This window comes from Mycobacterium tilburgii, assembly GCF_902168065.1.
Taxonomy (GTDB): domain Bacteria; phylum Actinomycetota; class Actinomycetes; order Mycobacteriales; family Mycobacteriaceae; genus Mycobacterium; species Mycobacterium tilburgii.
On the sequence record NZ_LR655713.1, the window covers coordinates 15,917 to 37,503 of the forward strand.

Consider the following 21,587-nt stretch of genomic DNA (forward strand, 5'->3'; position numbering starts at 1 on the left):
CACCGTGCGCACCCGCGAGAAGCTGGAGGTGATCACCGGCCTGCCGACGCTGGCGGAACTGCCCGGAAAGCGTGCTGGCCAACCTGTCGTCACGGTTCGGCCGAACCGTCGTCGAGGCCCCCGGTGCTGGCCACGGCCGACGCCGGGCTGCTGGCCGGCGTCGGCCAGGCGACGGTGCTGGTGGTCCGCGCCAAGCGGACCACCATCGACGAACTCTCCGACGCGGTGGCCGCGCTGCGCGACTCCGGCGCCAACATCATCGGCACCGTGCTCACCGACGTCACCCCCTCCGTGCACACCAGAGCCGCGGCCCGCGCCTATCGCGGAAAGATCAGCGGGTCTGCGTGATCTTCTACCTGCGCAACGGCGACCGCCTGGTGGTGACGGCCGCACCGGTGGCCATGTTCCTGCTGGGCAGCTTCCTGTTCGGCGTGCTCTCCGTCCGCCGCACCACCGAGGGCGTGATGCTGATCGCCGCCCTGTTGTGCCTGATTGTGTACTGGGTGAAACCGAAGGTATGGTCGCGGTCACCCGGTTCGGCGCTGCGGCTGCTCAGCAACCCGAGGGTGCCGACGATAGCGCGATCGCCAGATAACCGCGGGCCAGGTCGACCTTGGCGAGCAGGGTGACCATCGCGATGATTCCGAACGTCCAGAACGACGCTCTGCCGATCCCCCGGTATTCGTCGATGCCGGGGGCACCGATGACGCGCGGTGACCGGGTCTGAAACACGGCCAGAGCCGATAGCCACAGCGTCGCGAAGAGCACCGAGAACAGCGTCATCACCGGGCCGGAGTACGCCGAGGTGCGGGCGGGGGATTCGCCGAACCGGACGTACTGAGCATGCATGATCGAGGCGAAAACGATGACCGAGTCGCTGACGCGCAGCCGCCCGGCGTACAGGTTGCGCCAGCGCCGCGTGGGATCGACACGGAGCCGCCCGGTGTGCGACGGCCGAACCCGGAGTCCGGTTGCCCGGCAGCGCGATCATCTTAGCCGGCTTCCGGTTAACCGGCGGCTGGTTGGGCCGGAACGCCGTGGTCGACGGCGCCGGCGCGATCGGCATGATCATGGCGCGACGTCCTCAGGTAGCGCATGGCTGATAGGTCGTACACAGAACCGGCGCGCGCCACGCGCCCCTCAGCATGATGCGATGCTCCGGAGCGGCGCGGATGCGTATGCGGCCCAGCTGGCATCCTCCTCGGAGATGACGGTCACCGGCAACGGCCACTCGAACCCGAATTCCGGGTGGTCCCACCGCAATCCGTGTTCATCGGACAGCGGGTATTTTCCGCTGACCTGATAGTCGACCTCGGTGTTGGCGGTTAGCGTCTGCAAGCCGTGTGCGATGTGTGGCGGCAAGAACAGCGCCCGGTGGTCGTCTGCGTTTAGCTCCAGCAGCACGTGATCGCCGAACGTCAGCGACTCGGGCCGGATGTCGACGACCGCGGCGGTGATGGCGCCGCGGGTGCAGCGCACCAGCTTGGCCTCGTTGTGATAGTGCAGGCCCGCACGGTGCCGCGGGTGTAGTTGAACAGGATGTCGGTCCGGACGGCGTGGAAGGTCGGACTGCAACGGATCAGCTCCACGCCGATCTACACCCACGTGACGAGTGCGCAGCAGGCCATCGATTCGTCGAACCAGCGATCCTGATCTCGTCCGACGGTTGGAACCACTCCAACGTCGTCCTCCCGGTATCCGCCGGGCCCAGCGGCCCGATCACGGTCAACGCCGTCCTTGTGCACTAATTCGACGACCATTTTGCCAGCGCGTGCACGAGCGACAGCAGGGATTCCGAATCCGGAGCCTCGTGGAAAATTTCGCGGAACGGCAACGCCAATACTTCTTCCGGCTCGTAGCCCACCATTTCTGCAAATGCGGTGTTGGTGAACAAGATCGTGCCGTCGTCGCCCACTGCCAGCACCGGAACCGGAATCCGTTCCAGCACGACCAGGGCAGGCAACTGTTTCATGGTGGTCATCGGCGATTGATTTTGTTGGTGCCGATTCTGTCGTCGCTCCACAGGCCGATTATGGTCTATGCCAGAGGCCATGTTTGACACCAATTCCTGAACGCAGGCATTTTGCGGTGAGTCGGTGCCAGTTCCCATTTCCGCCTACTGCTCTTCGGAGGGTGGCTGATACCGTGGAAACACGCCGGTGGGCGACGGTAACACCGTGCCGGGGACCAGCCGCACGCCCACGGCGCTGAATGTCCTTTGCTCCGCCGGCTGCCCCAACAGGTCTAGCAACTTGTTGGCCGACTCCGGCATGACCGGCAGCACCAGCAGCGCCGCGATGCGCACCGCCTCGCACGTGGTGTACAGCACGGTGCGGAACCGGACCTTATCCGCCTCGGTCTCGCTCTTGCGGAGCACCCACGGCTGCTGCGCCGAAAAGTAGTGGTTGGCCTCGCCGAGCATCAGCCAAATCGCCTCCAGGGCCAGGTGCATGGCCTGGTCGTCGAAGTGGGCCCGCACCCGGTTCAGCAACGAGTCGGCGAGATCGATCAGCTCGGTGTCGGCGGCGGTGAACTCGCCGGGTTCGGGCATCACCCCATCGAGGTTCTTGGTGATCATCGACAGCGACCGCTGGGCCAGGTTCCCAAGCTCGTTGGCCAGGTCTGTGTTGATCCGGTTGATGATGGCCTCTTCACTGTAGCTGCCGTCCTGACCGAACGGCACCTCGCGCAGCAGGAAGTAGCGCAGCTGGTCCACGCCGAACGCGTCCGCCAGCGCCACCGGGTCGATTGTGTTGCCCACCGACTTGCTCATCTTCTCGCCACGGTTGTGCAGGAACCCGTGCGCGAAAACCCTTCGCGGCAGCTCGATTCCGGCCGACATCAAAAACGCCGGCCAATACACCGCGTGGAACCGTATGATGTCCTTGCCGATCATGTGCAGGTCGGCGGGCCAGTAGCGGCGGAACAACTCCGAATCCGTGTCCGGGAATCCGGCGCCGGTGAGGTAGTTACTCAGCGCGTCGACCCACACGTACATGACGTGGTCGGGGTGCCCGGGCACCTGCACGCCCCAGTCGAACGTGGTGCGCGAGATCGAGAAATCGGTCAGCCCGCCGGCGACGAAACTGACCACCTCGTTGCGGCGCACCTCGGGGCCGATGAAATCGGGGTTGGCCTGGTAGTGGGCCAGCAGCTTGTCGGTGTACGCCGAGAGCCGGAAGAAGTAGGTCTGCTCCTTCTCGCTCCAGGTCACCGGCGCCCCGGTCTCGGTTGCGATCCGGGTGCCGTCGACCACCTCGGTCTCCGAATCGGTGAAATACCGCTCGTCGCGCACCGAATACCACCCGGAATAGGTGGCCAGATAGATGTCGCCGGCCGCCTCCATCCGCCGCCAGATCTCCTTGGACGCCTCGTGGTGGTCGGGAGCGGTGGTGCGGATAAAACGGTCGAACGAGATGTTCAGCGCTTCCTGCATGCGTTGGAACACATCGGAATTACGCCGAGCCAGCTCGGCGGTCGGCACGCCGGCGGCGGCCGCGGTCTCGGCGACCTTCTGACCGTGTTCGTCGGTTCCGGTCAGGAAGCGCAAGTCGAAGCCATCGAGTCGTTTGAAGCGGGCGATCGCGTCGGTGGCGATGTATTCGTAGGCATGACCGACGTGCGGTGCGCCGTTCGGATACGCGATCGCCGTCGTGACGTAATAGGGCCTCATCGAGATTCACCCTATTGTGTGCGCGTGAGCTCCAGCCGACCCGGTGAACGACAAGCCCCGCCCGCCCCGGAACCGTTGGTGCCCCTGATCGATGCCCACACCCACCTCGACGCGTGCGGGGCCGAGGACGCCGCCGGGGTGGCGGCGATCATGGACCGCGCCGCGGCGGTCGGCGTCGGCGCGGCCGTCACCATAGCCGACGATTTGAACTCGGCGCGCTGGGTGACCCGGGCCGCAGAATGGGATCCGCGGGTCTACGCCGCGGTGGCGCTGCACCCCACGCGCGCCTGCGCGCTCGACGACCGGGCGCGGGCCGAGATCGAGCGGCTGGCCGCGCATCCGCGGGTGGTGGCCGTCGGCGAGACCGGACTGGATCTGTTCTGGCCCGGCCGGCTGGACGGGTGCGCCGCGCCCGACGTGCAGCGCGAGGCGTTCGCGTGGCACATCGACCTGGCCAAACGAATCGGCAAACCGTTGATGATTCACAACCGGGACGCCGACGCCGAGGTGCTCGACGTCCTGCGGGCGGAGGGCGCCCCGGACAAGGTGATCTTCCACTGCTTCTCTTCCGACAGCGCGATGGCGCGAAGCTGCGTCGACGCCGGCTGGCTGCTCAGCCTGTCCGGAACGGTCAGCTTCACCAACGCCCGCGCACTGCGCGAGGCGGTGCCGCTGATCCCGGCTGAGCAGCTGCTGGTGGAAACGGATGCGCCTTTTTTGACACCGCATCCTTATCGTGGCGCGCCCAACGAGTCATATTGCCTTCCATATACTGTCCGGGCGATCGCGGAACTGCTCGATCGCCCGGCAGCGGAGCTGGCGCGGGCCACCACGAGCAATGCCCGGCGGGTCTACGGACTTGCGAGCCGGTCGGGTGATTTCGGCAACACAATTCGGCTCGGGTTGCTCCAGATTGACCGGTTCGTTACTGTCTTGTGATCAAATCGTTGGTTTATCGTACTGTTGTCGAAAGCTGCTGGGTAAGTTGTTTAAGTGGTTGCTGAACATGGGGTAGACGCGCGTTGACCGTCTTGAGAAAACTCGATCAGACTCCGTCCCCGATGTTGCGGTTCGTCGTTGGAGGGCTGCTCGTGGTCCTCGTCCTCGCCGGCGGCTTTGCGGTCTCGGCAGCCAAAACGGTGACGCTGACCGTCGACGGCGTCGCGATGCGGGTGACCACAATGCAGTCACGGGTCATCGACGTCGTCGAAGAGAACGGCTACGTCGTCAGCGAGCGTGACGATCTGTATCCCGCCGCCGACGTCCAGGTGCACAACGCCGACAAGATCGTGCTGCGGCGCAGCCGGCCGCTGGAGATCTCGCTAGACGGCAGCGACACCAAGCGGGTGTGGACCACGGCGTCCACCGTGGACGAGGCGCTGGCCCAGCTCGCGATGACCGACACCGCGCCGGCCGCCGCCTCCCGAGGCAGCCGGGTCCCGCTGGCTGGAATGGCACTGCCGGTCGTCAGCGCCAAGACCGTCCAGATCAATGACGGCGGCAAGGTCCGCACGGTTCACCTGCCCGCGCCCAACGTCGCCGGCCTACTCAACGCCGCCGGCATGCCGCTGCAGGATAGCGACCAGGTGGTGCCCAGCGCGACGTCGCCGATCGTCGACGGCATGCAGATCCAGGTGACGCGCAACCGCATCGAGAAGGTCACCGAGCGGATCCCGTTGCCGCCCACCGCGCATCGGGTCGAAGACCCCGACATGAACATGAGCCGCCAGGTCGTCGAGGACCCGGGTGCCCCGGGAACGCAGGACGTGACCTTCGCGGTGGCCACGGTCAACGGTGTGGAGACCGGCTGGCTGCCGATCGCCAACATCGTGATCACCCCGGCCCGCGACTCCGTCGTCCGGGTCGGCACCAAGCCCGGCACCGACGTCGGCCCGATCAGCGACGGAGCCATCTGGGACGCTATCGCGGGTTGTGAGGCCGGCGGCAACTGGGCGATCAACACCGGCAACGGCTATTACGGCGGCGTGCAGTTCGATCAGGGCACCTGGGAGCGCAACGGCGGGCTGCGGTTCCCGCCCCGCGCCGACCTCGCCACCCGCGAGGAGCAGATCACGATCGCCGAGGTGACCAGGGAGCGCCAGGGCTGGGGCGCGTGGCCGGTGTGCAGCGGAAGAGCTGGTGCACGCTGACAATCCGGCTGCTCGGACGCAGCGATATCAAACGGCTGGCCAAAGAACTTGAGTTTCTGCCACGAAAATCGTTCGGCCAGAACTTCGTCCACGGCGCCAACACCGTCCGGCGTATCGTGTTGGTCTCCGGGATCGGCCGCTCCGACCACGTCCTCGAGGTCGGACCCGGACTTGGCTCGCTCACGCTCGCGCTGCTCGACCGCGGCGCGGCGGTCACCGCGGTCGAGATCGATCCCGTGCTGGCCGGGCGGCTGCCGCAGACCGTGGCCGAGCATTCGCACAGCGAATCCCAGCGGCTGACCGTGTCCAATCGCGACGTGCTGACGCTGCGGCGCGACGAGGTCGCCGGGCAGCCCACCGCCGTCGTCGCCAATCTGCCCTACAACGTGGCCGTCCCGGCGCTGCTGCACCTGCTCGCCGAGTTCCCCTCCATCCAGACCGTTACCGCGATGGTGCAGGCCGAGGTCGCCGAGCGGCTGGCCGCCGAACCGGGCGGCAAGGAATACGGCGTGCCCAGCGTCAAGGTGCGCTTCTTCGGCACGGTGCGCCGGTGCGGCACCGTCTCGCCGACCGTGTTCTGGCCGGTGCCGCGCGTCTACTCCGGTCTGGTGCGCATCGACCGGTACGCCAGCGCGTCGTGGCCCACCGACGATGCCTTCCGCCGGCAGGTCTTCGAACTGGTCGACATCGCGTTTGCGCAGCGGCGCAAGACGGTGCGCAACGCCTTCCTCGATTGGGCGGGATCGGGCAACGAGTCGGCGAACCGGCTGCTCGCGGCCAGCATCGATCCGGCCCGGCGCGGTGAGACGCTGTCGATCGAGGATTTCGTGCGCCTGCTGCGCCGCTCCGGTGACTCCGCGCAACCGCAGACCTCCGGCGGCTGACGGCCGGTCGGCGCGGCGCCGGTCGGGCGGTGATGCGTGAAGTCGCCTCCGTGCAGCGATAGTCTGCTGCCGTGGCGGTGGCTGGCTGGGTGACCGAGGATGTCTGACGGCAGCACCGCCGCGCAGTGGGTGCCCACCGGGTCAGTCACCGTCCGCGTCCCCGGCAAGGTCAACCTCTACCTCGCGGTCGGCGATTGTCGTGAGGACGGCTATCACGAGCTGACGACGGTGTTTCAGGCCGTCTCGCTGCTCGACGAGCTGACCGTCCGCAATGCCGACGTCCTGACGCTGGAACTCGTCGGCGAGGGCGCCGAGCAGCTGCCCACCGACGAGCGCAACCTGGCCTGGCGGGCCGCCGAGCTGATGGCCGAGCACGTCGGCCGGGCGCCCGACGTGTCGATCATGATCGACAAATCCATTCCGGTGGCCGGCGGCATGGCGGGCGGCAGCGCCGACGCCGCGGCGGTGCTGGTCGCGATGAACTCGCTGTGGGAACTCAACGTTCCCCGCCGCGACCTACGGATGCTGGCCGCACGGCTGGGCAGCGACGTGCCGTTCGCGTTGCACGGGGGCACGGTGCTGGGCACCGGGCGCGGCGAGGAGCTGGCGACGGTGTTGTCGCGGAACACTTTTCACTGGGTGCTGGCCTTCGCCTACGGTGAGCTGCTCACGCCCAAGGTGTTCGGCGAGCTCGACCGGCTCCGGGAGACGACCAACCAGTCCCGGCTCGCCGAGCCCGGGCCGGTGCTGGCCGCGCTGGCGGCGGGCGATCTCGAGCAGCTGGCGCCGCTGCTGGGCAACGAATTGCAGGACGCCGCGATTAGCCTGCGCCCGGAGCTGCGGCGCACGCTGCGCGCCGGGGAGGACGCGGGCGCGCTGGCCGGCATCGTGTCCGGCTCCGGCCCGACGTGTGCGTTCCTGTGCGCGTCGGCGCCCTCGGCGGTCGACGTAGGCATGGCGCTGTCGGCGGCGGGGGTGTGTCGTGCGGTGCGGGTCACCAGCGGCCCGGTGCCCGGGGCGCGGGTGGTTTCGGCGCCGATGACCGCCGGCTGAACAAGCTGTGAAATCAGACTCAAATCGGCGAAATGGTGGGTTGCTACTTAAGAGGAGTTTAAGATAGCTTGCGGTGAGGAATCTAGGTCAGGACGAGCATTCGGCCTGGCCGTTCGCCGGCAGCCCAGGTGGACGGCCATTTGGTTCCGTCTGGTCGGACCGCGTGCTCAGCGATCGGGCAACCGGACATCGGTTTGCTGAGACGTCACCGTTTCGAGATCTAACCGCTTCCCAACTATGCTCGCGTGCCTGCTGCAAAGTCTTGCCTGGAAAGCGGAACATGAAATCCCGGGTGTTGGGGACGGCGCCAGGAACCAAGGAGGTTTGCGTGAGCAGGTTTACCGAGAAGATGTTCCACAACGCCCGCGTCTCCAAAAAGGGCATGGTCACCGGTGAGCCGCACGAAACCGTCCGTCACACCTGGGGTGAGGTCCACGAGCGGGCGCGCCGCATCGCGGGCGGCCTGGCCGCCGCGGGCATCGGGCTCGGCGACGCGGTCGGCGTGCTGGCCGGCTACCCGGTAGAGATCGCGCCCACCGCCCAAGGCCTCTGGATGCGCGGCGCCAGCCTGACCATGCTGCACCAGCCCACCCCGCGCACCGATCTGGTCATGTGGGCCGAAGACACCATGAACGTCATCGGCATGATCGAGGCCCGGGTCGTGATCGTCTCGGAGCCCTTCCTGGTCGCCAACCCGGTGCTGGAAGAAAAGGGCATCAAGGTCCTCACCGTCACCGACCTGCTGGCGTCCGAGCCGGTCGACCCGATTGAAGTCGGCGAAGACGACCTGGCGCTGATGCAGCTGACGTCGGGCTCGACCGGATCGCCCAAGGCCGTCCAGATCACGCACCGCAACATCTACTCCAACGCCGAGGCGATGTTCATCGGCGCCCAGTACGACATCGACAAAGACGTGATGGTCAGCTGGCTGCCCTGCTTCCACGACATGGGCATGGTCGGTTTCCTCACCATTCCGATGTACTTCGGCGCGGAGCTGGTCAAGGTCACGCCGATGGACTTCCTGCGTGACGCCCTGCTTTGGGCGAAGCTGATCGACAAATACCGAGGCACCATGACGGCGGCGCCCAACTTCGCCTACGCGCTGCTGGCCAAGCGGCTGCGCCGGCAGGCCAAGCCCGGGCAGTTCGATCTGTCCACCCTGCGCTTTGCGCTGTCCGGTGCCGAGCCGGTCGAGCCGGCCGACGTCGAGGACCTGCTGGACGCCGGCAAGCCGTTCGGCCTGCGCCCGTCGGCGATCCTGCCCGCCTACGGGATGGCCGAGACGACGCTGGCCGTCTCGTTCTCGGAGTGCAACGCCGGGCTCGTAGTCGACGAGGTGGACGCCGACCTGCTGGCCGCCCTGCGCCGGGCCGTGCCCGCCACCAAGGGCAACACCCGCCGGCTGGCCACCCTAGGCCCGCTGCTGCAGGGTCTCGAGGCTCGCATCATCGACGAGCAGGGCAACGTGATGCCCCCGCGTGGCGTCGGCGTCATCGAGTTGCGGGGCGAGTCGCTGACCCCGGGCTACTTAACCATGGGCGGTTTTATCTCGGCCCAGGACGAGCACGGCTGGTACGACACCGGCGACCTCGGCTATCTGACCGAGGAGGGCCACATCGTCGTCTGCGGCCGCGTCAAGGACGTGATCATCATGGCCGGGCGCAACATCTATCCGACCGACATCGAGCGGGCGGCCTGCCGCGTCGACGGTGTCCGGCCGGGGTGCGCCGTCGCGGTCCGGCTCGACGCAGGGCACTCGCGCGAGACGTTCGCCGTGGCGGTCGAGTCCAACGCGTTCCAGGACCCGGCCGAGGTGCGACGGATGGAGCACGAGGTGGCGCGCGAGGTTCTCAAAGAGGTCGACATGCGTCCGCGCAATGTGGTGGTCCTCGGTCCCGGCACCATCCCAAAGACACCGTCGGGCAAGCTGCGCCGGTCCAACTCGGTCACGCTGGTCACCGGCTAGCGGTCGCCGGTTCTACCAGGTGTGTACGCGGTTCTGCGCGGGCTCTAATCCCAATTCGATCAGCAGCTCGGTCGCGTCGGCGGCCTGCTCGTAGATTGCGGGGATCTCCGGGCGCTCCTTGGCGGTGAATGGCTCCAGCACATACGCCGCCGGATCCTTGCGGCCGGGCGGCCGCCCGATGCCGACCCGTACCCGCTGAAAGTCCTTGGTTCCCAGCGCCGCGGCCACCGAGCGCAGCCCGTTGTGGCCACCCTCGCTGCCGCCCAGCTTGAGCCGGATGCGGCCGTACTCGAGGTCGAGTTCGTCGTGAACGACGATGACGTCGGCAGGGGGCACCGAGTAGAACTTGGCCAGCGGCCCCACCTGGCGACCCGATTCGTTCATGTAACAGCGCGGTTTGGCGAGCACCACCGCGCGGCCGGCCAACCGGCCGGTGACGACCTCGGCGCCGGACCGCTTGTGCGCCTTGAATTTCGAGCCGATCCGCGCTGCGAGCAGGTCGGCGACCATGAACCCGAGGTTGTGTCGGGTGCAGGCGTAGGTTTCGCCCGGGTTGCCCAGGCCGACCACCAAGAGCGGTTCGGCCATCTCGGTGGCCGCCTACTCGGACGCTTCGGCGGACGCCTCGCCCTCGTCGGCCGCTCCGGTGCCCTCGGTGGCGTGCTCAGCGGCTTCGGCGGTCTCCTCCGCGCCCTCTTCCTCGTGGTCCTCGGCGGTCGGCTCGGTGACCACGTTGACCACCAGCATCTCCGGGTCGGACACCAGAGTGACGCACTTGGGCAGCGGGATCTGGCCCGCGGCGATCTGCGTGCCGGGCTCGGCGTCCTGCACCGAGACGGCCAGCTGCTCGGGGACCGACAGCGCGTCCGCCTCGATCTCGATGGTGTCGGTGTCCTGGGTGATCAGGCTGCCGGACACGGGCTCACCCTCGATGACGACCCGGACCTCGACCGTGACCTTCTCGCCGCGACGCACGACCAGCAGGTCGGCGTGCTGAATGGTGCGGCGGATCGGGTGGATGTCGAGGACCTTGGTCAGCGCCAGCTGCTCCTTGCCCTCGATATCGAGCGTCAGCACCGCGTTGGTCCCCGAGTGCCGCAGCACGGCCGCGAAGTCGTGCCCGGGCAGCTCGAGGTGCTGCGGTTCGATGCCGTGGCCGTAGAGAACGGCGGGAATCTTGCCGTCGCGGCGGGCCCGGCGGGACGCGCCCTTGCCCGTCTCGGTCCGCACCGTGGCCGTGAGTTGGTTGACTGCGGATTTCTTCGCCATTGTGTCGCTCCTGTGTGCTCAGACCTAAGTGTCAAGGCACGGCCAGGGTCGCGACATCTGTCGGTCGCCGTCGATAACGGTGCTGGCGGTACGCCAATCACCCTCGCCGTGACGCCCGGCCAGGGTATCCCATCGGCACCTCAGAGGGGAAATTTGGTGCCGATGAGCTGCCCGGAGCGTTCCCAGAGCGCGGCGGCGGTGCGCGCATCCTAGGTTCGACGGCTGCGACCGACGGGCTGGGTGTGTCCGATCCAACCGAATTTGGGGCCGATGAAGGTGTCCGCCCGGCAAATCCTGCGACGCGGCGTTCACCGTTTGCCGCGCGCCGAAGTCGGCGTCGGTGGCCACCACGCGGGTGGCGGCCGTCATCAGCGCGTCGCCCACCGGGCGGCGGAGGCGCCCTGCAGGTTGGTGTGCGAGTAACCCAGATGGGCGGCCACCGCGCGCAGTGGCGAACCAATTGAACGCAGCCGCCGCTGCTGCTCGCTGGTGAACAGCAGGTTGGCCAGCTTCGACTGGCTGTAAGCCAGGCGAGTATCGGCGGGACTGCCAGTTGATGTCGTCGAGGTTGATCCGCCCGGCCCAGTGCGCCATCGACGACAGCGTCACCACCCAGTCGGTCAGCTTGGGCGGCAGCAGGTTGGTCAGCGCGACATGGCCGAAGTGGTTGGTGCCGATCTGGCTTTCGAAGCCGTCCTTGGTCAGCGCGAACGGGGCGGCCATGATGCCGGCGTTGTTGATCAGCAGGGCGGCCGCGGTCGACACCGTCGGCGAACTGGTGCACCGACGACAGGCCCTGCAGATCCAGCCGGCGCACCTCGACGTCACCGCTCATCTTTGCGGCGGCGGTCTCACCCTTGGCGGGGTGCGCACGGCGAGGATCACGGTGGCGCCGTTGCTGGACGACTCGCGGGCGGTGATCGCGCCCAGGCCGCTGTTGGCGCCGGTGACGATCACGGTGCATCCGGCAAATGACGGCAGATCGGCGGCGGTCCAGTCGGTCATGCTTGACCACCCTAGCGATGGCAACCTCGCGATTGCCCGAGATGTCCGAGCGGCTGCGGCCAAGCCGCCCGCGACGACCACGACGACACCCTCGCCGGGCTGCCCGCTCCTCGCGCCGCCCCTATTTGGCGGCGACGACGAAGCCGTGAATGATCATGTCGATGTCGGGAGCCTGCGCCGCCGCCTGGTCGGCTAGGCCGGTGATGGTCAGCTGGACGAAGTAGCGCTGCTTTGCCGGTGGCGGCCCGGTCGGCAGCACGATCCGGTTCCAGCTGTGCAGCCGGGTGCCGTTCTCGCTGTTGTAACTGCCCTGGATCATCGACGACGGAAACCCGTTGAACGGGTCCATCGAAACGTCCAATTGTTTGAAGTTCTCGAACAATTGGGCGTCGTCGTTGCCGTACTTGATGACTTGTGCCGGGTCGAACTCGCCGTTGAGTTTGAACACCACGAGTCTCGCCGTCGGGTACTTGCCGCCTTTGGCCAGTATTAGCGTCTCCGGTGCGATGTGCGGATCGGTGAACCGCGACCACCCCGGCGGGGTCGGTATCGACACCCGCAGATCGGTCAGCGAATCGGGTGCCACCTGCTGTCCAGTGACGCCGATGCTGTTCAGGTACATCGACAGCGGCACCGGACGGTCGGTGGTCGTGGTGGTGGCCGTCGAGCTCGTCGTCCAAACCGACGAGTAGTCGGGACTTTTGGGTCCACACGCGACCACTGCCAGGGTCAGCGCGGCGATCGCGGCGGCCAGCCTTCTCACAGAATCTCGTGCACCGCGTCGATCGGCCGAGCCAGCCGGGTGCCTTTCGCCGTGACGACGAACGGCCGCTCGATCAAGATGGGATGTTCGGCCATCGCGTCGAGCAGCTGGTCATCGGTGGCATCGGCGAGATTGAGACCGGTGTACAGCGATTCGCGTTTGCGTACCGCGGTGCGGACGTCGATGCCCGCGTCGCGGATCATGGTCGCGAGTTCCTCACGGGACGGCGGAGTCTTCAAATACTCCACGATCGTCGGCTCTAAACCGTTGTCCCGCAACAAGTCCAAGGTTTTACACGAGGTGCTGCACTTGGGATTGTGGTAGATGACGGAACCAGAAGCCATCTAGGCGTCTCCGTCGAATAGACCTGTGACAGAACCGTTTTCGAAGACAGCGCGGATGGTGCTGGCCAGCAGCGGCGCGATGGACAGCACGGTGAGCTGTGGGAAGCGCTTTTCATCGCCGATCGGAAGCGTGTTGGTGACTATGACTTCGCGGGCGCCGCACGCGGCCAGCCGCTCGGTGGCCGGGTTCGACAGCACGCCGTGGGTGGCCGCGACGATCACGTCGCTGGCGCCATCCTGGCGCAGCAGGTTCACCGCGCCGGCGATGGTGCCGCCGGTGTCGATCATGTCGTCGATCAGCACGCAGGTGCGGCCTTCGACCTCGCCGACCACCCGGTTGGAGACCACCTGGTTGGGCACCCGCGGGTCGCGGGTCTTGTGGATGAAGGCCAGCGGCACGCCGCCCAGCGCGTCAGCCCACTTCTCGGCGATGCGCACCCGGCCGGAGTCGGGGGAGACCACGACCATGTTGCTGTCGGGGTAGTTGTCCCGGATGTAGCCGGTCAGCAGGTTCTGGCCGCGCATGTGGTCGACGGGCCCGTCGAAGAAGCCCTGGATCTGGTCGGTGTGCAGGTCGACCGTGACGATGCGGTCCGCCCCCGCCTTCTTGAGCAGGTCGGCGACCAGTCGGGCCGAGATGGGTTCGCGGCCGCGGTGCTTCTTGTCCTGGCGAGCGTAGGGATAGAACGGCATGACGGCGGTGATCCGCTTGGCACTGCCCCGCTTGAGGGCGTCGATCATGATCAGCTGTTCCATCAGCCAGTTGTTCACCGGCGCCGGATTGGACTGCAGGACGAACGCGTCGCAGCCGCGCACCGATTCGTGGAAGCGCACGAAGATCTCGCCGTTGGCGAATTCCCGCGCGGTCTGCGCCGTCACGTGGACGTCGAGTTCCTTGGCGACCTGTTCGGCGAGCTCGGGATGCGCCCGGCCGGAGAGCAGCATCAGATTTTTGCGATTGTCGGTCCAGTCGAGGCTCAACGTGCTGCCCTTGCCGTTCGGGTCGAGATGATGGAAGTGCTGCTCATCGTACGTAGCGAATCGTACGGAATGATCGTTGGGTTGCATGCCACCAAATTCATGGTTTCTATTTGGATTCAGGCGGTTCAGGAAGCGGTGGGGCTTGCTGGGCGGCCTTCTCGGCGGCTTCGGCGGCGGCGGTGCCTGGGCGTTTACGCTGCACCCAGTTTTCGATGTTGCGTTGCGGGCCGCCGGACACGGCCAGCGCGCCCGGCGGAACGTCCTCACGCAGCACAGTGCCCGCCCCGGTGTAAGCCCCGTCGCCGACGGTCACCGGCGCCACGAACATGGTGTCCGAGCCGGTGCGCACGTGCGAGCCGACCGTGGTGCGCCGTTTGGTGGTGCCGTCGTAGTTGACGAAGACGCTGGACGCCCCGATATTGCTTTGTTCGCCGATGTCGGCGTCGCCGACGTAGGTCAGGTGCGGCACCTTGGTGCCCGTCCCGATGGTGGAGTTCTTCACCTCGACGAACGCGCCGAGCTTGCCGTCGGCGCCCAGGGCGGTGCCGGGCCGCAGGTAGGTGAACGGGCCGACGGTGGCCCCGCTGCCGATCGCTGCCGACTGGCCGTGCGTGCGCACCACCGAAGCACCGTCGCCGACGGTGACGTCGGTCAGCGTGGTGTCCGGGCCGACGACGCAGTGCCCGCCGATCTGGGTGCGGCCGAGCAGCTGCGTGCCCGGATGAACAACGGTGTCGCGACCGATTGTCACGTCGACGTCGATCCACGTGGTGGCTGGATCGATCACTGTGACCCCCGCCAGTTGGTGCACGGCGACGATGCGGCGGTTAAGCTCGGCGCCCAGCTGGGCCAGCTGGACACGGTTGTTGACACCGGCCACTAGCGCGCTGTCGTCCACATGCTGGGCGTGCACGGTCCGTCCGTCGCCGCGCAGGATCGCGATCACGTCGGTCAGGTAGAGCTCCTGCTGGGCGTTGTTGGAGCTGAGCCGGCCCAGCGCCGACCGCAACGCGGTGGCGTCGAATGCGTAGACGCCGGCGTTGACCTCACCGATGCTGCGCTGCGCCGGCGTCGCGTCGGCTTCCTCCACGATCGCCATCACTTCGTCGTCCTGGGTGCGCAGGATGCGGCCGTAGCTGAACGGATCGCTCAGGGTGGTGGTGAGCACCGTCGCCGCGGCCGACACCGCGTTGTGGGTGGCGATCAGATCGGCCAGCGTGTCCGCGTCCAGCAGCGGGGTGTCGCCCGAGGTGATCACCACGACGCCGGCGTCATCTTGCGGCAGCGCGGACAGGCCGCACAGCGCGGCGTGGCCAGTGCCGCGCGGGCTGTCCTGCAGCGCGACGTCGATCGGGCGTCCGAGGGTGTCGGCGAGTTCGGCGACGACGGGCGCGATGCGCTGGTGTTCATGGCCCAGCACCACCACCAGCCGCTGCGGTGCGACCTTGGCGATCGAGTGCAGGGCGTGAGCGAGCATGCTGCGTCCGGCGAGCGTGTGCAGCACCTTCGGGGTGTCCGATCGCATCCGGGTGCCGGGCCCGGCCGCCAGGACCAGGACCGTTGTGTCACCCCGTAACGACATCGACTCTCCTCGTGCTCAGCCCCAAGACTGTCATTGCACCTGCGCCAATGGCAAAGGCTCGACACCGGCGAGCCCACGGATGAGCCGAAAGCAGCCGAAGCTCCGTCGCCAGGACTCGAACCTGAACTATCTGAACCAAAATCAGAGGTGCTGCCGATTACACCACGACGGACTGTCGACCACGGCGGTGGCGGTACCTGCCAACCGCGCCACCAAGACTTTAGTCGGACGGCGATGCGAACCGCTCGCGGCGCCGGGGAAACCCGGGCCTTTGCGGTCGAGCGAACCGATACGCTGAGTGACGTGGCAGCCCCGGATAAAGAGGTGCGTGCGCCACGCGCCCGGATGACCGGCAGCGAGCGTCGACACCAGCTGATCGGCATCGCTCGCGCACTGTTCGCCGAGCGCGGATACGAGGGTGCCTCGATCGAAGAGATCGCCCAGCGTGCCAACGTCTCCAAGCCGGTCGTCTACGAGCATTTTGGCGGCAAGGAGGGTCTGTATGCCGTGGTCGTCGACCGTGAGATGTCCGCGCTGTTGGACGGCATCACGTCGTCGCTGACCAACAACCGGTCCCGGGTCCGGGTGGAGCGGGTCGCGCTGGCGCTGCTCACCTATGTCGAGGAACGGACTGACGGCTTCCGGATCATGATCCGCGACTCGCCGGCGTCGATCAGCACCGGTACCTATTCCAGCTTGCTCAACGACGCCGTCAGCCAGGTGAGTTCCATTCTGGCCGGCGACTTCGCCCGCCGTGGCCTGGATCCGAACTTGGCGCCGTTGTACGCCCAGGCGTTGGTGGGTTCGGTGTCGATGACCGCGCAATGGTGGTTGGACACGCGCGAGCCGAAGAAGGAAGTGGTGGCCGCGCACCTGGTCAACCTGATGTGGAACGGCCTGACCCATCTGGAATCCGATCCGCGGCTGCAAGACGAATAACGCTCACTCGACCAGCGACTGCGTTCCCTCGGCGAAGACGGACCGCGGCCGTATTCGCTTGCGCCACTTGGAGGTACAGACGACGATCGCGAGCGCGAGGCGTTCCGCGTCGCCGGTTCCGGGCTCGGCGGTGTAGAGCATGATGCGCAGGTCGTCGGCGGCGACGATCAGCACGTCGCAGTCCAGCGTGAGGTGCCCTACGACGGGATGGTCGATCGTCTTGCGGGCGGCCATGGTCGGGCGTCGGCCGTCTCACCCAGCTCGACGAACCGGGGATTCTGCGCCGCGAGATCCTGGATCAGCTGCCTGAGTCGCTGATCAGCCGGATACCGGGCCGCGGTCAGCCGCAGGTCGGCGACCAGCCCGGCCTCCAATTCCGCCTGTTCAGCCGGGGTGTGGACGACGCGGTTGCCGGGGCCGACCAGGTTGCGCCAGACGCTGTCGCGTTCGACTCCGCGCCAATCCGTCGTCGGACCCATCACCGCGTCGTACGGCGTGTTGGCGGCCAGCAGGGTCCAGGTCGCGTCGAACACGGCGACGGTCCTGTGCGCCAGCCGGTCGAGCAGGCGCTGCATGCTCGGCGTGATGCGTGACGACACGACGTCGACCCCGGGCGCGACGTGCCCGGCCAAACGGAACAGCCGCGTTCGGCGTCGGAAACCCGCAGCGTGCGGGCCAGCGCCTCGACGATCTGCACCGACGGCGACGTGGCCCGGCCCTGCTTGAGCCTGGTGAGGTAGTCCACCGATCCCGGCCAGCCCGGCGAGCTCTTCGCGGCGCAGCCCCGCCGCCCGCCGACCGGGGTGCCGACATCCGCCGGCTGGACGCGGTCACGCCACCGCCTGAGGGTTCGGCCGAACTCCCACGACTCCACCGCTTCACTGTGCGCGATCCGCGCGGGCTTTGCCTGGCCCTGGCGGTCCTACGACAACCGGACGACTGCCTGACCGGACGCGCTGACGAAAATCTGTTTCGTCGATCGCATAGGTGGGGGTGTTCGTCCGCGATGTCCGTAAGCGCTACCGCCGACGCACAGCCGGCCTTCCTGGTCGGAATGCGTAGTGGCAGGCCAGATCGCGGGATCCACCCGCCGGGGCGCCGCCCGGCGGGTGGAGGGCAGCATGTAAAGCAATGTCATGAGTTCAAAGTGCGCTCGGACGGACCCCCGTGACCTGATCCTTACGATCCTTTGACAGCCCCCGGCAATCTTGACGTCGTTCTGCGGCTTCGCCGGGACCCTAGAATGAATGCATCATGACCGCACCGGGGCCTGCTTGCCCAGAAACCCCGATCGCGGGGCTCGTCGAATTGGCGCTGACAGCGCCAACGTTCCAGCAGATCACCGCCGCCGCGGCGGCCGGACCGGCCACGCTGAACCTGGTCGGTCCGGCGAGCGCGCGAGTATTCGTCGCCAGCATGCTGGCGCGGCGCGGCCCGTTGTTGGTGGTCACCGCCACCGGCCGCGAGGTCGACGATCTCGGCGCTGAACTGCGTGGTGTCTTCGGCGACGCCGTCGCGATCTTCCCGTCCTGGGAAACGCTGCCGCACGAACGTCTTTCGCCGGGCGTGGACACCGTCGGCACCCGCTTGATGGTGTTGCGCCGGCTGGCGCATCCCGACGACGCGCGGTTGGGGCCGCCGCTGCAGGTCGTCGTGACCGCCGCGCGCTCGTTGCTACAGCCGATGCCGCCGCGGCTGGGCCAGGTGGAGCCGCTCACCCTGACCGTCGGTGCGGAAGTCGACTTCGACGGTGCGATCGCGCGGCTGGTCGAACTCGCCTACACCCGGGTGGACATGGTCGGGCGGCGCGGCGAATTCGCGGTTCGCGGCGGCATTCTCGACGTCTTCCCACCGACCGCCGAGCACCCGGTGCGCGTCGAATTCTGGGGTGACGAGATCACCGAGATGCGGATGTTCGCGGTCGCCGACCAGCGGTCCATCCCGGAGCTCGAGGTCGACACCCTGGTCGCGGTCGCCTGCTGCGAACTGCTGCTCACCGACGAGGTGTGCAAGCGGGCCGCCGCGCTGGCTGCCGCGCATCCGACCAGAGAGGGCGCGATCACCGGCAGCGTCGCCGACATGCTCGCCAAGCTTGCCAGGGGCATACCCGTGGACGGCATGGAGGCGCTGCTTCCGGTGCTGCACCCCGCCACCAAAGGGGCCGAGGGCGAAGCTGGGGCCCACGCGTTGCTGACCGATCAGCTGGCCGCCGGCACGCCGGTGCTGGTGTGCGACCCGGAGAAGGTGCGCAGCAGGGCCGCGGACCTGATCAAGACGGGACGCGAATTCCTGGAGGCGTCCTGGTCGGTCGCGGCGCTCGGCACGGACGCTCCCGTGGACATCGAGCAGCTGGGCGGTTCGGGTTTCGTCGAACTCGAGGACGTGCACGCTGCGGCCGTGGCGGCCGGTCATCCGTGGTGGACGCTGAGTCAGCTGTCCGACGACTCGGCCGTGGAGCTCGACGTGCGGGCGGCGCCGTCGGCGCGCGGGCATCAGCACGACATCGAAAGCATCTTCGCGATGCTGCACGCACACGTCTCCACAGGCTGCTACGCGGTGGTAGTCGCGCCCGGCACCGGGACCGCGCACCGGGTGGTGGAGCGGCTCGCCGAGTCCGACACACCCGCCGCCATATTGGAACCGGGCGCCGCCCCGAAGGCCGGGGTGGTCGGGGTGCTCAAGGGGCCGCTGCACGACGGTGTCGTCATCCCCGGCGCCAACCTGGTCGTCATCACCGAGACCGACCTGACTGGCAACCGGGCCACGTCTCCCGAAGGCAAGCGGCTGGCCGCCAAGCGCTGCAACACCGTCGACCCGCTGGCGCTGACCGCCGGCGACCTGGTCGTCCACGACCAGCACGGCATCGGGCGGTTCGTCGAGATGACGGAACGCACCGTCGGCGGCGCCCGCCGCGAGTACCTGGTGCTGGAGTACGCGTCGGCCAAGCGAGGCGGCGGATCCGACAAGCTGTACGTCCCGATGGACTCGCTCGACCAGCTGTCGCGGTATGTCGGTGGGCAGGCGCCCGCGCTGTCCAAGCTGGGCGGCAGCGACTGGGCCAACACCAAGACCAAGGCTCGCCGCGCCGTGCGCGAGATCGCCGGCGAGCTGGTGTCGCTGTACGCCAAGCGCCAGGCCAGCGCGGGGCACGCGTTCGGGCCGGACACGCCGTGGCAGGCCGAGATGGAGGACGCGTTCGGATTCACCGAGACCGTCGACCAGCTGACCGCCATCACCGAGGTCAAGAGCGACATGGAAAAGCCGATCCCGATGGACCGGGTGATCTGCGGCGACGTCGGCTACGGCAAGACCGAGATCGCGGTGCGGGCGGCGTTCAAGGCCGTGCAGGACGGCAAACAGGTCGCGGTGCTGGTGCCGACCACGCTGCTGGCCGACCAGCATCTGCAGACGTTCACCGACCGGATGGCCGGCTTCCCCGTGACGGTCAAGGGGCTGTCCCGGTTCACCGACCCCGGCGAGTCACGCGCCGTGATCGAGGGCCTGACCGACGGGTCGGTGGATGTCGTGATCGGCACGCACCGGCTGCTGCAGACCGGTGTGCGGTGGAAGGACCTTGGCCTGGTGGTGGTCGACGAGGAGCAGCGCTTCGGGGTCGAGCACAAGGAACACATCAAGTCGCTGCGCACCCACGTCGACGTGCTGACCATGAGCGCCACCCCGATTCCGCGCACGTTGGAGATGAGCCTGGCCGGGATCCGGGAGATGTCGACGATCCTCACCCCGCCCGAGGAGCGTTACCCGGTGCTGACCTACGTCGGCCCGCACGACGACAAGCAGGTCGCCGCCGCGCTGCGCCGCGAGTTGCTGCGCGACGGGCAGGCCTTCTACGTGCACAACCGGGTCAGCTCGATCGACCGGGCCGCGGCCCGGGTGCGCGAGCTGGTGCCGGAGGCGCGGGTCGTCGTCGCGCACGGGCAGATGCCCGAGGAGCGGCTGGAAGGCACCGTGCAGGGCTTCTGGAACCGCGAATACGACATCCTGGTGTGCACCACGATCGTGGAGACCGGCCTGGACATCTCCAACGCGAACACGCTGATCGTCGAGCGGGCCGACACCTTCGGCCTGTCCCAGTTGCATCAGCTGCGCGGCCGGGTCGGCCGCAGCCGGGAGCGCGGATACGCCTACTTCCTCTATCCACCGCACACTCCGCTGACCGAGAAGGCCTACGACCGGCTGGCCACGATCGCGCATAACAACGAACTAGGTGCCGGGATGGCGGTCGCGCTGAAGGATCTCGAGATCCGTGGTGCGGGCAACGTGCTGGGTGTCGAGCAGTCCGGCCACGTCGCCGGCGTCGGCTTCGACCTGTATGTGCGGCTGGTGGGCGAGGCCGTCGAGGCGTACAAGGCCGCCGCCGACGGGGAGACGGTGACGACGGCGGAGGAGCCCAAGGACGTGCGGATCGACCTGCCGGTCGACGCGCATCTGCCGCCGGACTACATCGCCAGCGACCGGCTCCGGCTGGAGGCCTACCGGCGGCTGGCCGCCGCTCCCGACGACGCGGCCGTCGACGCCGTCGTCGAAGAGCTCATCGACCGGTACGGGGCGCTCCCGGAACCGGCTCAGCGGCTGGTGGCGGTGGCCCGGCTGCGGCTGCTGTGTCGCGCCTCGGGCATCATCGAAGTCTCGGCTCCGTCGGCGGCGAAGGTGCGGTTGTCCCCGCTGACGTTGCTCGATTCGGCTCAGGTGCGGCTCAAGCGGATGTATCCGGCCGCCAACTATCGCGCCAACACGTCCACGGTGTCGGTGCCGATTCCGCGGGCCGGGGGTGTTGGCGCGCCGCGCCTGCGCGACGTCGAGTTGGTGCAGATGGTGGCCAGCCTGGTGACGGCCCTGCAGGGGAAACCGCAGCAAGAGGTTGGTATAACCAGTTCGTCATCGCCGCACGACGACAACGCCGGTCGCAAATCGGCGGGTTGAAGGTCGGGCGATGGATGTGAGCGAACGCGGGGGAGGA

15 protein-coding genes, 1 tRNA gene and 7 pseudogenes are annotated in these 21,587 nt (G+C 67.8%); 9 read left to right on the top strand and 14 right to left on the bottom strand.

Going from position 1 to position 21,587, the window contains the following annotated elements; all coding sequences use genetic code 11:
- Positions 1-123 precede the first annotated feature (123 nt).
- Entirely contained in the window at positions 124-348 is a 225-nt protein-coding gene (locus FQ389_RS19880; RefSeq protein WP_260860669.1) for a P-loop NTPase family protein, read from the top strand.
- Positions 349-401: 53 nt separating this feature from the next.
- Positions 402-568, top strand: a pseudogene (locus FQ389_RS21245) (O-antigen ligase family protein); the annotation flags it as partial.
- Here the strand turns inward: FQ389_RS21245 and FQ389_RS10880 are convergent.
- The 4 genes and pseudogenes from FQ389_RS10880 to metG form a co-directional block, all read right to left on the bottom strand.
- Positions 542-894, bottom strand: a pseudogene (locus tag FQ389_RS10880) (sugar transferase); the annotation flags it as partial. The pseudogenes FQ389_RS21245 and FQ389_RS10880 overlap by 27 nt on opposite strands.
- A 246-nt stretch (positions 895-1,140) precedes the next feature.
- Positions 1,141-1,605 carry a dTDP-4-dehydrorhamnose 3,5-epimerase family protein gene (locus tag FQ389_RS10885; RefSeq protein ID WP_407662848.1) on the bottom strand — a complete coding sequence of 155 codons (465 nt, stop codon included), beginning with the start codon at positions 1,603-1,605 and terminating at the stop codon, positions 1,141-1,143.
- A gap of 125 nt (positions 1,606-1,730) precedes the next feature.
- Positions 1,731-1,981 (bottom strand): annotated as a pseudogene (locus FQ389_RS10890) (PAS domain S-box protein); the annotation flags it as partial.
- Between the two features lie 135 nt (positions 1,982-2,116).
- Positions 2,117-3,673: a methionine--tRNA ligase gene (gene metG / locus FQ389_RS10895; RefSeq protein ID WP_144207519.1), complete on the bottom strand. Its 1,557-nt coding sequence runs from the start codon at positions 3,671-3,673 to the stop codon at positions 2,117-2,119.
- Between the two features lie 18 nt (positions 3,674-3,691).
- Between metG and FQ389_RS10900 the strand changes: the two are divergent.
- The 5 genes and pseudogenes from FQ389_RS10900 to FQ389_RS10925 form a co-directional block, all read left to right on the top strand.
- Positions 3,692-4,537: pseudogene (locus FQ389_RS10900) on the top strand (TatD family hydrolase); the annotation flags it as partial.
- Positions 4,538-4,695: 158 nt separating this feature from the next.
- Positions 4,696-5,823, top strand: a complete 1,128-nt coding sequence (locus tag FQ389_RS10905) for a resuscitation-promoting factor (protein ID WP_260860670.1) — start codon at positions 4,696-4,698, stop codon at positions 5,821-5,823.
- Positions 5,787-6,707 carry a 16S rRNA (adenine(1518)-N(6)/adenine(1519)-N(6))-dimethyltransferase RsmA gene (gene rsmA / locus FQ389_RS10910; protein WP_144207525.1) on the top strand — a complete coding sequence of 307 codons (921 nt, stop codon included), beginning with the start codon at positions 5,787-5,789 and terminating at the stop codon, positions 6,705-6,707. The genes FQ389_RS10905 and rsmA overlap by 37 nt, the downstream gene beginning before the upstream one ends.
- Before the next feature lie 99 nt (positions 6,708-6,806).
- A complete protein-coding gene (locus tag FQ389_RS10915) occupies positions 6,807-7,760 on the top strand; it encodes a 4-(cytidine 5'-diphospho)-2-C-methyl-D-erythritol kinase (protein WP_186296364.1) in 954 nt (317 codons plus the stop codon).
- 328 nt (positions 7,761-8,088) lie between these two features.
- A complete protein-coding gene (locus FQ389_RS10925; RefSeq protein WP_144207528.1) occupies positions 8,089-9,726 on the top strand; it encodes a fatty acyl-AMP ligase in 1,638 nt (545 codons plus the stop codon).
- 12 nt (positions 9,727-9,738) lie between these two features.
- Here the strand turns inward: FQ389_RS10925 and pth are convergent, their stop codons facing one another.
- From pth to FQ389_RS10965, 8 genes and pseudogenes are all read right to left on the bottom strand, one after another.
- Positions 9,739-10,314, bottom strand: coding sequence for an aminoacyl-tRNA hydrolase (gene pth, locus FQ389_RS10930; protein WP_144207531.1), 576 nt, complete (start codon positions 10,312-10,314; stop codon positions 9,739-9,741).
- Positions 10,315-10,326: 12 nt separating this feature from the next.
- Positions 10,327-10,995: a 50S ribosomal protein L25/general stress protein Ctc gene (locus FQ389_RS10935; protein ID WP_144207534.1), complete on the bottom strand. Its 669-nt coding sequence runs from the start codon at positions 10,993-10,995 to the stop codon at positions 10,327-10,329.
- Between the two features lie 140 nt (positions 10,996-11,135).
- A pseudogene (locus FQ389_RS10940) lies at positions 11,136-12,000 on the bottom strand (SDR family NAD(P)-dependent oxidoreductase).
- A gap of 121 nt (positions 12,001-12,121) precedes the next feature.
- Complete coding sequence (locus FQ389_RS10945; RefSeq protein WP_144207537.1) at positions 12,122-12,763, bottom strand: LpqN/LpqT family lipoprotein; 642 nt, start codon at positions 12,761-12,763, stop codon at positions 12,122-12,124.
- Entirely contained in the window at positions 12,760-13,107 is a 348-nt protein-coding gene (arsC, locus tag FQ389_RS10950; RefSeq protein WP_144207540.1) for an arsenate reductase (glutaredoxin), read from the bottom strand. The genes FQ389_RS10945 and arsC overlap by 4 nt, the downstream gene beginning before the upstream one ends.
- Positions 13,108-14,088, bottom strand: a complete 981-nt coding sequence (locus tag FQ389_RS10955; protein WP_144207586.1) for a ribose-phosphate diphosphokinase — start codon at positions 14,086-14,088, stop codon at positions 13,108-13,110.
- A 106-nt stretch (positions 14,089-14,194) separates the two neighbouring features.
- A complete protein-coding gene (gene glmU / locus FQ389_RS10960) occupies positions 14,195-15,670 on the bottom strand; it encodes a bifunctional UDP-N-acetylglucosamine diphosphorylase/glucosamine-1-phosphate N-acetyltransferase GlmU (protein ID WP_144207543.1) in 1,476 nt (491 codons plus the stop codon).
- A 100-nt stretch (positions 15,671-15,770) separates the two neighbouring features.
- Positions 15,771-15,842 (bottom strand) — tRNA-Gln (locus tag FQ389_RS10965).
- Positions 15,843-16,015: 173 nt separating this feature from the next.
- Between FQ389_RS10965 and FQ389_RS10970 the strand changes: the two genes are divergently transcribed.
- Entirely contained in the window at positions 16,016-16,609 is a 594-nt protein-coding gene (locus tag FQ389_RS10970) for a TetR/AcrR family transcriptional regulator (protein WP_144207589.1), read from the top strand.
- A gap of 3 nt (positions 16,610-16,612) precedes the next feature.
- On the opposite strand, the pseudogene FQ389_RS21610 reads toward FQ389_RS10970, so the two are convergent.
- Together FQ389_RS21610 and FQ389_RS21250 are read right to left on the bottom strand one after the other, a co-directional pair.
- Positions 16,613-17,184, bottom strand: a pseudogene (locus FQ389_RS21610) (MmyB family transcriptional regulator).
- Positions 17,185-17,556: 372 nt separating this feature from the next.
- Positions 17,557-17,747: pseudogene (locus FQ389_RS21250) on the bottom strand (diaminopimelate decarboxylase); the annotation flags it as partial.
- Positions 17,748-17,863: 116 nt separating this feature from the next.
- Here FQ389_RS21250 and mfd point away from each other — a divergent pair.
- A complete protein-coding gene (gene mfd / locus FQ389_RS10980) occupies positions 17,864-21,550 on the top strand; it encodes a transcription-repair coupling factor (protein ID WP_144207546.1) in 3,687 nt (1,228 codons plus the stop codon).
- Positions 21,551-21,587 lie beyond the last annotated feature (37 nt).